This is a genomic window from Bartonella sp. HY038 (genome assembly GCF_014117425.1).
GTDB lineage: Bacteria > Pseudomonadota > Alphaproteobacteria > Rhizobiales > Rhizobiaceae > HY038.
The window spans coordinates 1,782,252-1,798,121 of sequence record NZ_CP059725.1 but is presented as its reverse complement, the minus strand read 5'-3'; the positions used below and the strand labels follow the sequence as shown (position 1 = coordinate 1,798,121).

Genomic DNA, 15,870 nt, shown 5'->3' with positions numbered 1-15,870 from the left:
TTATGCGTTTGCTATTGATTGCCTTTAATAATTAAAGGTATCATTAAAGATGTATCATTGAGGGTGCTTTGTTGCCTTCATAATTAATTAATAAAAATAATTAGTTACGGTGTTTTTTGTAAAAACATCCTTAACTTATGGCTTATGATAGTAGTTGGTTGCTATTAGTAACTGATTCTAAATTTGGATTGATTACTGTTTTTTCAGTGTCAGTTCCGGGTAGTACCCGATTGGCGACATACCGGAGAAAATATATGGCTTCAGCCGCAGAACAATTGGCGTCAAATCTGAATTTTTCAGCATTTTCGCGCGCTAGCGAATTAAAACAACGTATATGGTTTACATTGGCTGCTTTATTGGTTTACCGATTAGGGACCTATATTGCTATGCCTGGCATAGATACACAAGCTTTGGAAGATGCATTTACCAATCATGCTGGCGGTGTTCTTGGTTTGTTTAATATGTTTTCCGGTGGTGCTGTTAGCCGTATGGCTATCTTTGCATTGGGTATTATGCCTTATATTTCGGCATCTATTATCATCCAATTGATGACTGCAGTTATTCCTTCTCTTGAAGCTTTGAAGAAAGAGGGCGAGTCTGGGCGTAAGATTATTAGCCAATATACACGCTATGGTACTGTGCTTTTGGCTATTGTTCAGGCTTATGGTATTGCTATAGGGCTTGAAGCAAGTAATCTTGTGGTTGATCCGGGTTGGGCTTTCCGTCTGTCTGCAGTTATTACCCTAGTTGGTGGTACTATGTTTATGATGTGGCTTGGTGAGCAGATTACATCACGCGGCGTGGGTAATGGTATTTCATTGATCATCTATGTAGGTATCGTTGCAACGTTACCTGGTGCTGTTGCTCAAATGCTACAGCTTAATAGAGATGGTCAGCTTTCTGCATTTATTGTTTTTGCTGTTATCGTTCTTGTTATTGCACTTATTGCTGTTGTTGTTTTTGTTGAACGTGCGCAGCGCCGGTTAATGGTGCGTTATCCTAAGCGACAAGTCGGTAATCGCATGTTTGAAGGTGATACTTCAAACCTTCCATTGAAGATCAATACAGCTGGCGTTATTCCGCCTATCTTTGCGTCTTCTTTATTATTGATGCCATCTACGCTCGGTGCATTTACGCAAAATCCACCAAGTTGGGCTCAACCAATTATAGTTGTGCTTCAACATGGTCATCCTGTATATATGGCGCTATACGCTGCTTTGATGGTGTTCTTCTGCTTTTTCTATACTGCAATCGTATTCAACCCCAAGGAAACTGCAGATCAATTAAAAAAACATGGCGGCTTCATCCCAGGTTACCGTCCTGGTGAACGTACAGCGGAATATATTGATTATGTATTGACGCGTATCACTGTCCTTGGTGCGATTTATATTGTTGGTGTTTGTATGTTGCCAGAATTCTTTATTTCGTCGACCGGAATTGGTATGCAGCTTGGCGGTACATCGCTTCTTATTATCGTAACGGTAACACTCGATACAATTTCACAGGTTCAAGGTCATCTCGTTGCGCATCAATATGAAGGCCTAATTAAAAAGTCGAAACTTAGGGGAGGTAAGAAAACACGATGAAACTTATTTTATTAGGACCACCCGGTGCTGGAAAAGGCACTCAGGCTAAGATTTTGACTGAAAAATATAATATTCCACAACTATCAACTGGTGATATGTTACGTGCAGCTGTTGCTGCTGAAACTGAAGTTGGTAAGCGCGCTAAGGAAGTTATGGCAGCTGGTCAATTCGTTTCTGATGAGATAGTCAATCAAATCGTTGCTGACAGAATTAGTGAGGCTGATTGCGTAAACGGCTTTATTCTTGACGGTTATCCTCGAACTGCAGCTCAAGCTACAGCTCTTGAAGAAATTCTTAAAGCTCGCAATACGCATCTTGACGCCGTCATTGAGCTGAAGGTTGATGAGAATGCTTTGATTAGCCGACTCGAAAGTCGGATAAGAGAAACGCAGGAAGCTGGTGGTAGTATTCGTTCGGATGACAATCCAGAAACATTTGCCAAGCGTTTAGTAGAATATAGAGAAAAAACTGCGCCATTGTCGGATTTTTATCGACAGAATGGCCAGTTAAAAGAGGTTGATGGTATGGCGCAAGTTCATGCCGTAACAGCTGAAATTCAAAGCCTATTACAATAAACTAGGTATTATTTCAGTTCTATATAAATTTGCTTGACTTTTTCGTTAAAATAGGATTAAGACAGCAAATTCATTTTTAAAATGTTATAGCCCTGATGGTTTTCTGTTAAGGGCTATTTTTTCACTGTAAATATATGCGGTATTTGCAGTTGTTAACCAGAACCAAGGAGAAAAGGCGTGGCTCGTATTGCTGGCGTCAACATCCCGACTAATAAGCGCGTAGTAATTGCGCTTCAGTATATTCACGGGATTGGACCAAAATTTGCTCAAGAGATCTGCGAAAAAGTAGGTATTCCTGCTGAACGTCGCGTTAATCAGCTCACTGATGCTGAAGTTTTGCAGATTCGCGAAACTATTGATCGTGACTATCAGGTTGAAGGTGATCTTCGTCGTGAAGTTTCCATGAACATCAAGCGTTTGATGGATCTTGGTTGCTATCGCGGTCTTCGTCATCGTCGTTCATTGCCTGTTCGTGGTCAACGTACACATACTAATGCGCGTACTCGTAAGGGCCCTGCAAAGGCAATTGCTGGTAAAAAGAAATAATCATAGCTAGCCAGATTGCTCTGGGTGTCTATTTTAAGATTTGCTGTCCCTTTCTTGCGGCTTGTTAAATTGATAAGTCAAAAATAGGAATGGGTGGAGCTGCTGAAGTTACGGCAGTGTAGAGATCGATTGAAAGGTAGAATATGGCAAAGGAAGCCACACGTGTTCGCCGGCGCGAACGTAAAAATATTTCATCAGGTGTTGCGCATGTTAATTCAACATTCAACAACACAATGATTACAATTACCGATGCTCAAGGCAATGCAATTGCATGGTCTTCAGCCGGTGCGCAGGGGTTCAAGGGTTCACGTAAATCCACTCCATTTGCAGCACAGGTTGCCGCAGAAGATTGTGCGAAAAAAGCTCAAGAGCATGGCATGCGCTCATTGGAAGTTGAAGTTTGCGGTCCAGGTTCTGGCCGTGAATCTGCACTTCGTGCGTTGCAAGCTGCTGGTTTTGTGATTACTTCTATTCGCGATGTGACGCCAATTCCACATAATGGCTGTCGTCCACGTAAAAAGCGCCGCGTTTAATTTGGCTGTTTTATTAGCTAAAGGGGCCCCTTTAGCGTTCATGCTCATTGTCACGAATGGATGGTGACAAAAGCTAAGGACAGGAATTTAATCATGATCCAAAAAAACTGGCAGGAACTAATCAAGCCTAGTAAGGTTGAGTTTCAAAGTGATGCTTCTTTTACGAAAGCCACTTTGGTAGCTGAGCCTCTTGAACGTGGTTTTGGTTTGACTATCGGTAACGCGCTAAGACGCGTTCTTCTTTCATCTCTTCGTGGTGCGGCTGTTACTGCTGTGCAGATTGATGGTGTTCTTCATGAATTCTCATCAATCCCAGGTGTTCGCGAAGATGTGACGGATATTATTTTGAATATCAAGGAAATTGCTATCCGTATGGATGGTGATGGTCCAAAGCGCATGGTTGTTCGTAAAGAAGGACCTGGTGTTGTTACCGCTGGTGATATTCAAACCGTTGGCGATAGTGAAATTCTCAATCCTGATCTTGTTATTTGTACACTTGATGAAGGTGCGGAAATCCGCATGGAGTTTACCGTTAATAATGGTAAAGGCTATGTGCCTTCCGATCGTAATCGCGCTGAAGATGCACCAATTGGTCTTATTCCAGTTGATAGCCTTTTCTCACCGGTTCGCAAAGTATCCTACAAGGTAGAAAATACCCGTGAAGGACAAGTTCTTGATTATGATAAGTTGACTTTAACCATTGAAACCAATGGTGCAGTTAGTGGTGAAGATGCAGTGGCTTTTGCAGCTCGTATCTTGCAAGACCAACTTTCTGTTTTTGTTAATTTTGAAGAACCACAAAAAGAAGCTCCGCAAGAGCAAGTTTCTGAACTTGCATTCAATCCTGCACTTCTTAAGAAAGTGGACGAGCTGGAGCTTTCTGTTCGTTCAGCCAATTGCCTTAAAAACGATAATATCGTTTATATTGGCGACCTTATCCAGAAGACGGAATCCGAAATGTTGCGGACACCGAATTTTGGCCGTAAATCGCTTAACGAGATTAAAGAAGTTCTCGCTGGCATGGGTCTACATCTTGGTATGGAAATACCAGCTTGGCCGCCAGAGAATATCGATGATCTTGCAAAGCGCTATGAAGATCAATATTGAGCCATTAATTGAAGGAGAAAGCTCATGCGCCATGGTAATTCAGGCCGCAAGCTGAACCGGACTGCAAGTCATCGTAAAGCAATGTTCGCCAATATGGCGGCATCGTTAATCGAACACGAGCAGATCGTGACTACGCTGCCAAAAGCTAAAGAAATTCGTCCAATCGTAGAAAAGCTAGTAACTCTAGGTAAGCGCGGCGGTTTACACGCTCGTCGTCAAGCCATTTCAGCTATTCGCGATGCCAAACTTGTTGCTAAGTTGTTTGATACACTTGCACCTCGTTATGCTACTCGTAATGGTGGCTACTTGCGTATTATGAAAGCCGGTTTCCGTGCTGGTGATAATGCACCTTTAGCTGTAATCGAGTTTGTTGAACGCGATGTTAATGCAAAAGGCGCAGCTGATCGTGCTCGCACTGAAGCTGCTGCAAAAGAAGAAGCAAGCGCTGCTTAATTATTTAAGCCCGTTTAGTATTGAAAAAGCCCGCTTTGGAAACAAAGCGGGCTTTTTTGTTTCTATAATCATCATATAATATATGAAAGGTATGGGATGTATTTAAGGTATGCTCAAATGCTTTAGAAGCAATAGCAGCTGTAATTTTTGCATCTTTGCGCATTAGCAAAATACAAGTGTTTTTTATTTTGCCAAAAAGCTATGAACATTATTGTTTGTTGATATAATAGTATTTTAAAAGCAGATGAAAATTGTCTTTATCAGTTCAAAAAAAATTCGATAAGAAATTATTAGTTTGCAATGAGATGGGGACTCCATAGTCAGTTCATGAAGCTGTTGCTTAATTTTGACCCAGCAACTTCGGCTATATTTTATATTTTGCTGCATTTTAAAATTTAAAAATTGAGCCTAATATTGCTGAACTACTTTTTAATTATAATTTTTATTGAGGGAAGATTTATGCAATTTATAGCGTCCAACTTTAACTATAAATTAGTTTCTAGATTATTTTTGTTATGGATAATATCGTTGTTATTAACAACTCAGGTTAATGCCAAAGATGGCTATGAAATTTCATTGCAATTAGAAGATGGGACGACTCTAGAAGAATTATCTAAGCAATGGTGGATGTGGGCTAGTAGCTTTGAAAATACATCGGATGATCCTATTGATGATGAGGATGGCCATCTATGCTATTTGGGCAATAAGGATCATGTTTGGTTTTTAGCAGGTACTTATGATGGCATGCCAGTCACTAGGCATTGTAATATACCAAAACATAAATATATTTTTTTTCCAGTAGTTAATTTTATTATTGGCGAAAACCCTCGGTCTGCTATTTGTAGCGAAGTAAGCCGCGAGGTTAAGGATATAATGGATACTGCCAGTGGGATCTATGTTGATCTGAGTGATAGTTCATTATCTAAAAACCAAATTACACGTGTTTCAACAAAAAGTTGTTTCAAAATACCAAATGATAGCTATATCTATGCATCAGATGGTTATTGGGTTCTATTGAAATTTTCTGTGCCTGGAGAATATAAATTAAATTTTGGTACTAAAGACGAATTTTCTCAAGATAATCATTATGTTATTACTGTTGATTAATATCCGGATATTAATCAACAGCTGCTATACATGATTTGAATATTGCGTGAGTTATTGCTAATTATTTATATCACTTAATGTAAAGAAAACAGGATCTTTTCAACTTTACAGCTTCCAACCAGGTTTTGGATTTCTTTTGCTTAAAAGGGCGACAGCCTCCACATGGGGTGACCATAAGAACTGGTCAACTGGTATCACTTTTTCAAGCTTATAACCGCCTTTAACAAGGATTGATAAATCACGTGCCAATGTCACAGGATTACATGAAACAGCAACCACGCGGCTAATAATAGCATTGGCTATTTCCTTAGCTTGTTCTTCAGCGCCGGCGCGCGGTGGATCAAAAACAAGGCCATCAAATTGTGCAAGTTCCTTGGCGTTTAATGGTCGGCGGAACAAATCGCGTTCCTCGTGGACAACTGTCTTTAACCCCGTTGCGTAACGACTAGCGCGATCCAAGGCTTGTAATGCAGCTGAAGTATTCTCAACGGCTTTGACGTTCATTTTTTTTGCCATTGGGAAAGTAAATGTGCCTGATCCTGAAAACAGATCAACTGCATTTTTTGTCTTTTTTAGCCAATTAACTGCAGTGCCCGTCATTGCAATTTCTGCTTCCTTGGTAGCTTGTAAAAAACCACCCGGTGGCAGGATAACTTCGACGCCATCAAAATCAATTAAGGGTTTTGCAACTTCAATAATGATTTCATCGTCAATGGCAATTCTTGCGATGTTTAGTTTGATAGCAAGGGTTGTAAGACGCTGGCGGTGGCGATCTTCGATATTTTCAACACCAGAAATCATGATGTCTAGACCGTTATTAGCAGCCGTCACCGTCACATGAAAACTACGGGCATTATCTTGCAAAACTGCTGCAATGGCATGAATATCATCAAAGCGTGATGTTATAGCCTCAACGGTAACAGGACATTCATGAATCTCAACAATTTCGTTGCTTTGGTAGCGGTTAAATCCAAGTACTAAACCTTTTGGTGTTGCTTTAGCGGTTAAGACGATACGCCGTCTCGTTTGTGGCTCACAGGAAATGAGTGGTGCAACTTCAGTCTTCAAACCACGCGCTTCTAATGCATGAACAACAAGGTCACGTTTCCAAGCTTCATAATTTTCACGGTTCCAATGTTGTAACGAGCAACCACCGCAATCTTCAAAATAGACGCAAGTAGGTTCAATACGCTCATTAGATTTGCTTGTAAGCGCAATGAGCGTGCCTTTATCACTCTCGGTTGCAACATTAGCCTTTTCGCCTGGCAGGGTGAAAGGGACGTAAATATTGCCCGATGAGCCTTTGGCAATACCATCGCCACCAGCTCCAACGGCGCTTATTATAACATCTTTCGTCACTTGTCTTTCACTCCATAAAGTAAGAATTCCTGATTGCCATCTCCGCCTTCAATGGGCGAGGCAATAAGATCAATAGCGCGCCATTGTGGTAAATTATCCAACCACTCAAAAAGCGATGCCTTAACGCGTTCTACTGCCTTTTTGTCTTTAACAAGACCGCCTTTGCCAATGGCTTCACGCCCAACTTCGAATTGAGGCTTTAGCAATAAAATCGCTTTAGCATTATTATCAGCAAGTTCGAGTGCTGGTGGCAGTGCAAGGGTTAGAGATATAAAACTAACATCTGAAACCACAAGACTTAGCCTTTCACCGCCAAGGTGTATTTTTTGTAAATTACGGGCATTCAAACCTTCATGCAGGGTAATTCGCGGATCACCTTGCAAAGATGGGTGAAATTGCCCATGCCCAACATCAATAGCAGTTACATGGCTTGCACCACGTTCTAAAAGTACTTGGCTAAAGCCACCAGTGGAAGCGCCAACATCTATGCAATGACTATTCTTTACATCAATCTTAAAATGATCAAGCGCACCAATCAACTTTAGAGCTGCGCGTGACACATAGGCCTTGGCAGGATCGTCAACCTCAATATTTGCGTCAAAAGGCGTTAAAGCGCCAGCTTTGGTTATTACTGTATTGCCAACTTTAACTGTACCGCGTTCAATTGCATCGCGTGCCCTTGATCTCGATGAAAAAAACTTGCGTTCAACCAATAATTGGTCAAGTCGTAGCCGTGTGTTAACACCTATTTGATCAGGCTGTTGATCATCCTCTTTTGGCACTTTATTTTAAGCCCTAATTTGTGGCTGCTTGGCGAGATCTCGTCCAAGCGCATTAAATACTGCTTCAACAATACCGTCATGACCAAGGCCAATACGTGCAAGTACTTTATCTTGATTGCCATGGGCAAGGTAGCTGTCAGGTAGTGTCAGTGTGCGGATTTTTAAGCCATGTTCAAGTAGGCCTTTTTGCGCCAAAAGTTGTAATACCTGTGCGCCAAAGCCGTTCATTGCGCCTTCTTCAATGGTTATTAACACTTCATGCTCTTTAGCAAGGCGTGCGATTAAGTCTTCGTCTAGCGGCTTTGCAAAACGCGCATCTGCAACAGTGGTCGAAAGACCTGCGGCAGCTAGCTCATCTGCAGCCAGCATAGCTTCACCAAGGCGCGTGCCAAAGGATAAAAGCGCTATTTTTGTGCCTTCACGTATAATTCTGCCCTTGCCAATTTCAATGATTTCACCGCGTTGCGGTAATTCAAGGCCGGCGCCTTCACCACGTGGATAACGGAAGGAAATAGGCCCTTGGTCATAAGCTGCAGCAGTGCGCACCATATGCATCAATTCAAGATTATCCGACGGTGCCATAACTACAAAACCCGGTAGGGCGGTTAAAAATCCTGTGTCAAAGCTACCTGCATGGGTTGCGCCATCGGCGCCAACAAAGCCAGCGCGGTCAATGGCAAAACGAACAGGCAAATTTTGTATCGATACATCATGGACAATTTGATCATAGCCACGTTGTAAAAAGGTTGAATAAATGGCAGTAAACGGTTTGAAACCTTCAGCCGCAAGTCCGGCTGCAAAGGTTACAGCATGTTGCTCGGCAATACCTACGTCAAAGATGCGCTTTGGAAATTCAAGCCCGAATTGGTCAAGTCCAGTGCCACCTGGCATTGCGGCTGTAATGGCCACAATTTTATCATCATGGCGCGCTTCTTCAATAAGGCTTGATGAGAAAACCTTGGTATAGCTTGGCGTATTGCTTGGTGCTTTTGCTTGCTTACCAGTGATAACGTCAAATTTGTTAACGCCGTGATATTTGTCGCTTGCGGCCTCTGCTGGTGGATAACCTTTACCTTTTTTGGTGACCACATGAATGAGGACAGGACCAAAGGGATTTTCACGAACATTTTTTAGCACAGGTAATAGATGGTCGAGATTATGGCCATCAATTGGGCCAACATAATAAAGACCCAACTCTTCAAACAATGTGCCGCCGGTTAACATGCCGCGTGCATAGCCTTCAGAGCGGCGCATTCTATCCCAAAAGAATTTTGGCAATTTTTTTGTAAGTTCTTTGGCGCGTTCGCGCAAAGTTCTAAAGCCGGGATTAGAAACAAGGCGTGCAAGATAAGCGCTCATTGACCCTGTCGATGGCGCAATGGACATATCATTATCGTTTAAAATGATAATGAGGCGGGCATCCATAGCGCCTGCATTATTCATTGCTTCATAAGCCATGCCGGCTGACATTGATCCATCACCAATAACGGCAATCACATTGCGCTTTTCATCATTAAGTTCGGCGGCAACGGCCATGCCGAGGCCTGCTGAGATCGAGGTTGAAGAATGCCCCGCACCAAAAGCATCATAATCACTTTCGCTACGTTTGGTAAAACCTGAAAGCCCATTTTCTTGGCGCAATGTTCGGATAGTATCGCGTCGTCCAGTTAAGATTTTATGTGGGTAAGCTTGATGGCCTACGTCCCAAATAATGCGGTCGTGGGGTGTGTCAAAAACATAATGCAGCGCAACGGTTAGTTCAACAACACCAAGTCCCGCACCCAAATGACCGCCCGTGACCGAAACTGCATCAATCGTTTCGCTACGTAGTTCTTCAGCCAATTGCGGCAAGTCAGCTTCTGACATTTTGCGCATATCAGCTGGGAATTGAACCTTATCTAGTAGCGGTGTCGTAGGACGTGACAATATAAAACTCCGTTGCTGCAACTTGGTCTTTTAAAATATTTCTATTTTTCTAAAATAGCTGCCTTAACGCAAATTACAGAAAAATGATATAATTTATTTTAATATCCTAAGGGATTTCGCTTCATCATTTATGATGGTTTGTAAAAATTGCTCATAGTGTGAATAATTTAAGCACTTGAGCAAAGCAAAATGGCTCTTAAACAAAGTCACTTTACTCTTATAATATGCTAAAAAATAGTCTTTTTTCAATAACAGCTATTAAATTTGTTTTAATTTAAAAAATAGCTAAAAGCATGAAAATCGCATGGTATTGTCTTTTTTTGACGATGTTAATCGGAAAAAAGGCGAAACTGCAACGATAATAGGCCTTGAAACAAATGATACTGCGATTAAATTTTACAGTTTAAAGCCATTTTCGGGTTTATGGACATCATGGTGTAGCGGCAATAAAGCCCCGTTGTCGTTTTAGTCAAGAAAGCGTTTAATTGTTTCCATAAATTGCGGAACGGATATTGGTTTTGACATATATTCTTCGCAGCCGCCTTCTCTTATGCGCTCTTCATCACCTTTCATAGCAAAGGCTGTCACCGCAATAACTGGAATAGATGCAAGTTCACTATCAGCTTTTAATTGCCGTGTTACATCAAGGCCTGAAATTTCTGGTAATTGAATATCCATTAAAATGAGGTCTGGTTGGTGCTCGCGCGCTAACTCAAGAACCGTTAAACCATTACGTGTTGTTACTGTTTCATAGCCGGTCGCTTCAACAAGATCGCGAAAGAGCTTCATATTGAGTTCATTATCTTCAACAATTAAAACTTTTTTAGCCATGGTTTAAGTCTTCCTGCTCTAATTTTGTCTTTTTGCGGCAATTTGCAAAATTCCGAGAATTTAAAGCGCCTTTGAATGAATATTTTTTGCTCAGCTTTACAAAAAGCTCGACAAAATTACATGATACCAATTAGCAGATTATTTGCTATAAGGAAATGGCAAGCTTTTGCACGTTCAAAAGCATAAGTAGTTATTTTAGTGCTATTAGCAAGGTGTAGCATGGATCAACTCACATAATGAGGTAAATGGGTTAATGAAACATAATGTTAATCATGAGCAGGCTGAAGCTATCGCAATTACTGCGCTTGGCTTTTTAGCTGGTGATCAAGAATTATTGGAGCGGTTTATGGCAATAAGTGGCATTGCTGGTCAAGATATCCGGCAAGCCGCTAGCAGTCCAGGTTTTTTAGCAGGTGTTTTGAGCTTTTTGCTAAATCATGAGCCAAGTTTGTTGATGTTTTGCCAGAGTTCCAATATTCAACCAGAGCGGGTTGCCGAAGCATTTGCTGCGCTGCCAGGTGGCTCACCGATTGAGTTTTAATGGAAAAGCAAAACGATTTCTCAACACCAATTATTGGATTTTGTCGAGATTGCCTCACCATACAGCGCGATAAGCGAAAGCGATGTGTGAAATGTGGCAGCCCCCGCATTATCGCTCATGATGAGCTTTATAGCCTTTCCATCGCGCATATTGATTGTGATGCCTTTTATGCCTCTGTTGAAAAGCGTGATAGGCCTGAATTGCGCGATAAGCCAGTAATTATTGGTGGCGGCACGCGCGGCGTAGTGTCTACATGCTGTTATATTGCGCGTATTTATGGTGTGCGTTCAGCCATGCCGATGTTTAAAGCATTAGAAGCATGCCCGCAAGCAGTGGTTATTCCTCCAGATATGGCAAAATATGGTAAAGTAGGTAAAGAAATTCGCCAGATGATGCTAGAACTTACGCCATTGGTTGAACCGCTTTCCATTGATGAAGCGTTTTTGGATTTGCATGGCACTGAGAAATTGCATAAGTCGCCACCGGCCTTTACTCTTGCACGTTTTGCCAAGCGCATTGAGAATGAAATTGGCATTAGTGTTTCTATCGGGCTTTCTTATTGTAAGTATTTGGCCAAAGTTGCCTCTGATCTTGATAAGCCTCGCGGTTTTTCAATTATTGGCCAAAATGAAGCTTTGTCCTTTTTAGCTACCCAAGAAATAAAAATGATTTGGGGCGTTGGTAAAATGATGGCGGCAAAACTTAATAATGATGGCATATTCACGATTGGCCAATTGCAAGAAATGGAAGAGGTTGAGCTCATGCGCCGCTACGGCGTGATGGGGCAACGTTTGTTTCGTCTTTCCCGTGGTGTCGATGATCGCAGTGTTGAGCCTGAAAATGAAATGAAGAGCGTTTCAGCTGAGCGCACTTTTGAAAGAGACTTATCAAAACGTGAAGACCTTATTGCGGTTTTACGCCATTTAAGTGAGCTGGTTTCACAGCGTTTGAAAAAAGGTGATATTGCGGGGCAAACCGTAGTGTTAAAATTAAAAACCAAGGATTTTAAATTACGTACGCGCAATCGTCATTTGAGTGATCCGACGCAAATAGCCGATCGCATTTTTCGTGTAGGGGTGGACTTATTGGATCGTGAATTAGATGGTAGTTCTTTTCGCCTTCTTGGCATTGGTGTTCAGCAATTAAGTGATGATGAACAAGCTGATCCGATTGATTTAGTTGATGAACAGGCTACAAAACGAGCTGCCGCTGAAACAGCGATAGATAAATTGCGTGATAAATTTGGATCAAAAGCAGTAGAGACCGGATTTACCTTTGGCAAAAATCCGATAAAATCATCCAAAGAGTAAATTAAAAACTGCATGAAATAAAAAGGCCGGTAAAACCGGCCTTTATGTTGTTTTGTATTATGCCTTTGTTGTTGGCGCCAATCTAATATGCAAATCACGCATTTGCGCAGGCGAGACATTAGAAGGTGCGCCCATCAACAAGTCAAATGCTTGTTGATTCATCGGGAAGAGTGAAATTTCACGCAAGTTTTGTGCGCCTGTGAGCAACATGACAATACGGTCAACACCTGCTGCCATACCACCATGCGGCGGTGCGCCATATTGGAATGCACGATAAAGACCGCCAAAACGCTCTTCTACTGTTTCACGCGATAGGCCTGCAATTTCAAAGGCTTTAACCATTGTTTCTGGAATGTGGTTACGAATACCGCCAGATGCAATTTCAAAGCCGTTACAAACCATATCATATTGGAATGCTTTAATGGTAAGTGGATCTTGATTTTCCAACGCATCCATTCCACCTTGTGGCATAGAAAATGGATTATGTGCAAATTCAATGCGCTTTTCATCCTCATTCCATTCATAGAATGGGAAGTCGATAATCCAAGCAAGTTCAAAACGATTATGGTCGACAAGACCAAGGTCTTCACCCGCGCGTGTACGAGCCGCGCCTGCAAAGGACACAAACTTTTTAGGGTCGCCTGCAACAAAGAAGCAAGCATCACCATCATTTAGCCCAAGCTGTACGCGGATAGCCTCAGTGCGTTCTGGACCAATATTTTTGGCAATTGGACCTGCGCCTTCAAGCACTTCACCTTCTTTACGCCAGAAAATATAGCCAAGACCTGGTTGGCCTTCTTTTTGAGCCCAACTATTCATGCGGTCACAAAATGCTCGGCTACCACCGGTTTTGGCCGGGATTGCCCAAACTTCAGCCTTGTCATCATTGGCAAGAATATTGGCAAATACCTTAAAGCCTGAATCACGGAAATGCTCAGAGATTTCTTCCATAATAATTGGATTGCGAAGATCTGGCTTATCACTACCATATTTACGCATCGCATCATCATAGGTAATGCGTGGCATTACATCATTGACTGGTTTAACGCCGGCAAATTCCTTGAAGATGTCACGGATAACCGGCTCCATTGTGGTAAGAACATCTTCTTGCTCGATAAAGCTCATTTCAAGGTCAAGCTGATAGAACTCACCAGGTAAACGATCTGCGCGTGGATCTTCATCGCGGAAGCATGGTGCAATCTGGAAATAGCGATCAAAGCCGGAAACCATCAAAAGCTGCTTATATTGCTGCGGAGCTTGTGGCAAAGCATAGAATTTGCCTTCATGGATACGGCTTGGTACCAAGAAGTCACGCGCACCTTCAGGTGAAGAGGCGGTCAAAATAGGGGTTGAAAATTCTGAAAAGCCAATATCATGCATATGACGGCGCATTGACTTGATAATATCAAGGCGGCGCATGATATTCTTGTGCAATGTTTCGCGGCGCAAATCCAAAAAGCGATATTTTAAACGAATATCTTCAGGATAGTCTGGCTCACCAAATACTGGCAAGGGAAGCTCATCTGCTTTAGAGAGGACTTCAATCTCTTTGGCAAAAATTTCGACTTCACCAGTAGGAAGTTGGTTGTTTACGGTGTCTTCTGATCTGGCTTTAACTTCGCCATCAACGCGAATAACCCATTCGCCACGTAAGGTTTCTGCCATTTTGAAGGCAGAAGAATCAGGATCAGCTACAATTTGCGTCAAACCATAATGGTCTCTAATATCAATAAATAGAATTCCACCATGATCACGAACGCGATTAACCCAGCCAGAGAGGCGAACGGTAGAACCAACATCGGATTTGCGCAAAGCTGCACAATTATGGGTGCGATAACGATGCATTTTTAACTGCTTTCTGCTAAAAATTCAAAAAATATGTAAAACTATTGGGCAAAAGCACATTTTACCCTTGATTTGTCAAGCCTAACAGATTGATTGATGCAAAATTTAGCGCAATGGTGCAAGACAGATTCAAAGAAAAGAGATATAGGGGGCAATTATGCACTCAATTACAACAACAAAAGACCTTGAAGCCGCCATTGCCGCCTTGAGCAAGTCTGACTTTGTGACCGTTGATACAGAATTTTTGCGCGAATCGACTTTCTGGCCGCAATTATGTTTAATCCAATTGGCTTCGCCCGATTTAGAGGTGCTGATTGATCCATTAGCGACTGGAATTGATCTATCCGCATTTTTTGAATTGATGGGTAATAAAAAAGTTTTGAAAGTTTTTCATGCGGCAAGGCAAGATGTTGAAATCGTCTATCATCTTGGCAACCTTATCCCCATGCCGATATTTGATACACAAATTGCGGCGATGGTTTTAGGTTTTGGCGACTCGATTTCTTATGATCATCTTGTGCAAAAAACTACCGGCAAACAGCTTGATAAGTCGTCACGCTTTACTGATTGGAGTCGCCGGCCATTAAGTGAAAGCCAGCTCACATACGCTTTAGCAGATGTTACCTATTTACGTGATGTCTATTTAGATCTTGTTCGCCAGTTGAAAAAGAGTGGGCGCACAAATTGGCTTGATGAGGAAATGCAAATCTTAACCAGTCCAAAAACCTATGAATATTTGCCGGAAAACGCATGGGCGAGGATCAAGGGGCGGTTTAAGAAACCTCGTGAAGTTGCAGTTTTACAAAAAATTGCGGCTTGGCGTGAAAGGGAGGCACAAAAACGTGATTTGCCGCGTGGGCGTATTGTTAAAGACGATGCATTAGTTGAAATAGCTATACAGCAACCGCAAACTATGGATGCCTTATCACGGTTGCGTGCTTTACCCAAAGGTTTTGAGCGTTCGCATTTTGCCAATGATTTATTAGCTGCAATTAAAGAGGCTATGGCCTTGCCTAAAGAACAATTACCAATTGTAAAGCCGCCTAAAAATCTGCCTGAAGGTGCCAATAGTGCTATTGATATTTTAAAGCTATTATTAAAAATTATTAGTGAAGAAAATAATGTTGCTGCAAAAATTATCGCAAGCAGTGATGATATTGAAAAAATAGTGGTTGATGGCGTTGCTGCGAAAATAGGAGCTATGCATGGTTGGCGCTATGAAATGTTTGGTAAAAAAGCTTTGCAAATGCTTGAAGGTTCCCTTGCTATTAGTTTTGAAAATAACCGGATTAAACTTATCGAAACGGTAAAATAATTTGCAATAAAACCGCCATAGAAATCTGATAAATTGGCTTAGCTTATTTATTAG

The 15,870-nt window shown here is 41.8% G+C and carries 15 protein-coding genes; 10 read left to right on the top strand and 5 right to left on the bottom strand.

The annotated features are described in order from the left end of the window. Positions 1-254 precede the first annotated feature (254 nt). The 7 genes from secY (at position 255) to H3299_RS07645 (ending at position 5,907) form a co-directional block, all read left to right on the top strand. Positions 255-1,586 carry a preprotein translocase subunit SecY gene (gene secY, locus H3299_RS07675; RefSeq protein ID WP_182417115.1) on the top strand — a complete coding sequence of 444 codons (1,332 nt, stop codon included), beginning with the start codon at positions 255-257 and terminating at the stop codon, positions 1,584-1,586. Beyond that, positions 1,583-2,161 carry an adenylate kinase gene (locus H3299_RS07670; protein ID WP_182417114.1) on the top strand — a complete coding sequence of 193 codons (579 nt, stop codon included), beginning with the start codon at positions 1,583-1,585 and terminating at the stop codon, positions 2,159-2,161. Before secY ends, H3299_RS07670 begins: the two co-directional genes overlap by 4 nt. Before the next feature lie 177 nt (positions 2,162-2,338). Continuing rightward, the gene (gene rpsM, locus H3299_RS07665; RefSeq protein ID WP_182417113.1) at positions 2,339-2,707 is read left to right on the top strand and encodes a 30S ribosomal protein S13; all 369 of its coding nucleotides are present in this window, start codon (positions 2,339-2,341) and stop codon (positions 2,705-2,707) included. A 143-nt stretch (positions 2,708-2,850) separates the two neighbouring features. After that, a complete protein-coding gene (rpsK, locus tag H3299_RS07660; RefSeq protein ID WP_182417112.1) occupies positions 2,851-3,240 on the top strand; it encodes a 30S ribosomal protein S11 in 390 nt (129 codons plus the stop codon). A gap of 93 nt (positions 3,241-3,333) precedes the next feature. After that, positions 3,334-4,347, top strand: coding sequence for a DNA-directed RNA polymerase subunit alpha (locus H3299_RS07655; RefSeq protein ID WP_182417111.1), 1,014 nt, complete (start codon positions 3,334-3,336; stop codon positions 4,345-4,347). A gap of 24 nt (positions 4,348-4,371) precedes the next feature. After that, positions 4,372-4,800, top strand: a complete 429-nt coding sequence (rplQ, locus tag H3299_RS07650; protein WP_182417110.1) for a 50S ribosomal protein L17 — start codon at positions 4,372-4,374, stop codon at positions 4,798-4,800. Between the two features lie 459 nt (positions 4,801-5,259). Next, the gene (locus H3299_RS07645) at positions 5,260-5,907 is read left to right on the top strand and encodes a hypothetical protein (RefSeq protein ID WP_182417109.1); all 648 of its coding nucleotides are present in this window, start codon (positions 5,260-5,262) and stop codon (positions 5,905-5,907) included. Between the two features lie 105 nt (positions 5,908-6,012). Here the strand turns inward: H3299_RS07645 and H3299_RS07640 are convergent, their stop codons facing one another. The 4 genes from H3299_RS07640 to H3299_RS07625 form a co-directional block, all read right to left on the bottom strand. Then, positions 6,013-7,266 carry a class I SAM-dependent RNA methyltransferase gene (locus H3299_RS07640; RefSeq protein WP_182417108.1) on the bottom strand — a complete coding sequence of 418 codons (1,254 nt, stop codon included), beginning with the start codon at positions 7,264-7,266 and terminating at the stop codon, positions 6,013-6,015. Then, positions 7,263-8,048 carry a TlyA family RNA methyltransferase gene (locus tag H3299_RS07635; protein ID WP_246708040.1) on the bottom strand — a complete coding sequence of 262 codons (786 nt, stop codon included), beginning with the start codon at positions 8,046-8,048 and terminating at the stop codon, positions 7,263-7,265. Before H3299_RS07635 ends, H3299_RS07640 begins: the two co-directional genes overlap by 4 nt. Positions 8,049-8,054: 6 nt before the next feature. Beyond that, positions 8,055-9,974: a 1-deoxy-D-xylulose-5-phosphate synthase gene (gene dxs, locus H3299_RS07630; protein ID WP_182417107.1), complete on the bottom strand. Its 1,920-nt coding sequence runs from the start codon at positions 9,972-9,974 to the stop codon at positions 8,055-8,057. Positions 9,975-10,439: 465 nt separating this feature from the next. Then, positions 10,440-10,805, bottom strand: a complete 366-nt coding sequence (locus H3299_RS07625) for a response regulator (protein ID WP_182417106.1) — start codon at positions 10,803-10,805, stop codon at positions 10,440-10,442. Between the two features lie 253 nt (positions 10,806-11,058). On the opposite strand from H3299_RS07625, the gene H3299_RS07620 reads away from it, so the two are divergent. Continuing rightward, complete coding sequence (locus H3299_RS07620) at positions 11,059-11,346, top strand: DUF3572 domain-containing protein (protein WP_182417105.1); 288 nt, start codon at positions 11,059-11,061, stop codon at positions 11,344-11,346. Next, positions 11,346-12,656, top strand: coding sequence for a DNA polymerase IV (locus H3299_RS07615; RefSeq protein WP_182417104.1), 1,311 nt, complete (start codon positions 11,346-11,348; stop codon positions 12,654-12,656). Before H3299_RS07620 ends, H3299_RS07615 begins: the two co-directional genes overlap by 1 nt. 57 nt (positions 12,657-12,713) lie before the next feature. Here H3299_RS07615 and aspS read toward each other — a convergent pair whose 3' ends face one another. After that, positions 12,714-14,501, bottom strand: coding sequence for an aspartate--tRNA ligase (aspS, locus tag H3299_RS07610; protein ID WP_182417103.1), 1,788 nt, complete (start codon positions 14,499-14,501; stop codon positions 12,714-12,716). A 157-nt stretch (positions 14,502-14,658) separates the two neighbouring features. On the opposite strand from aspS, the gene rnd reads away from it, so the two are divergent. Next, positions 14,659-15,816, top strand: a complete 1,158-nt coding sequence (gene rnd / locus H3299_RS07605) for a ribonuclease D (protein WP_182417102.1) — start codon at positions 14,659-14,661, stop codon at positions 15,814-15,816. Positions 15,817-15,870 lie beyond the last annotated feature (54 nt).

What these genes read in the sequence shown, in the direction of transcription:
- rnd (WP_182417102.1), top strand. Translation starts at nt 14,659, where the DNA reads ATGCACTCAATTACAACAACAAAAGACCTTGAAGCCGCCATTGCCGCC.
- rpsK (WP_182417112.1), top strand. Translation starts at nt 2,851, where the DNA reads ATGGCAAAGGAAGCCACACGTGTTCGCCGGCGCGAACGTAAAAATATT.
- H3299_RS07645 (WP_182417109.1), top strand. Translation starts at nt 5,260, where the DNA reads ATGCAATTTATAGCGTCCAACTTTAACTATAAATTAGTTTCTAGATTA.
- aspS (WP_182417103.1), bottom strand. Translation starts at nt 14,501, where the DNA reads ATGCATCGTTATCGCACCCATAATTGTGCAGCTTTGCGCAAATCCGAT.
- secY (WP_182417115.1), top strand. Translation starts at nt 255, where the DNA reads ATGGCTTCAGCCGCAGAACAATTGGCGTCAAATCTGAATTTTTCAGCA.
- H3299_RS07615 (WP_182417104.1), top strand. Translation starts at nt 11,346, where the DNA reads ATGGAAAAGCAAAACGATTTCTCAACACCAATTATTGGATTTTGTCGA.
- H3299_RS07625 (WP_182417106.1), bottom strand. Translation starts at nt 10,805, where the DNA reads ATGGCTAAAAAAGTTTTAATTGTTGAAGATAATGAACTCAATATGAAG.
- H3299_RS07620 (WP_182417105.1), top strand. Translation starts at nt 11,059, where the DNA reads ATGAAACATAATGTTAATCATGAGCAGGCTGAAGCTATCGCAATTACT.
- rplQ (WP_182417110.1), top strand. Translation starts at nt 4,372, where the DNA reads ATGCGCCATGGTAATTCAGGCCGCAAGCTGAACCGGACTGCAAGTCAT.
- H3299_RS07655 (WP_182417111.1), top strand. Translation starts at nt 3,334, where the DNA reads ATGATCCAAAAAAACTGGCAGGAACTAATCAAGCCTAGTAAGGTTGAG.
- H3299_RS07670 (WP_182417114.1), top strand. Translation starts at nt 1,583, where the DNA reads ATGAAACTTATTTTATTAGGACCACCCGGTGCTGGAAAAGGCACTCAG.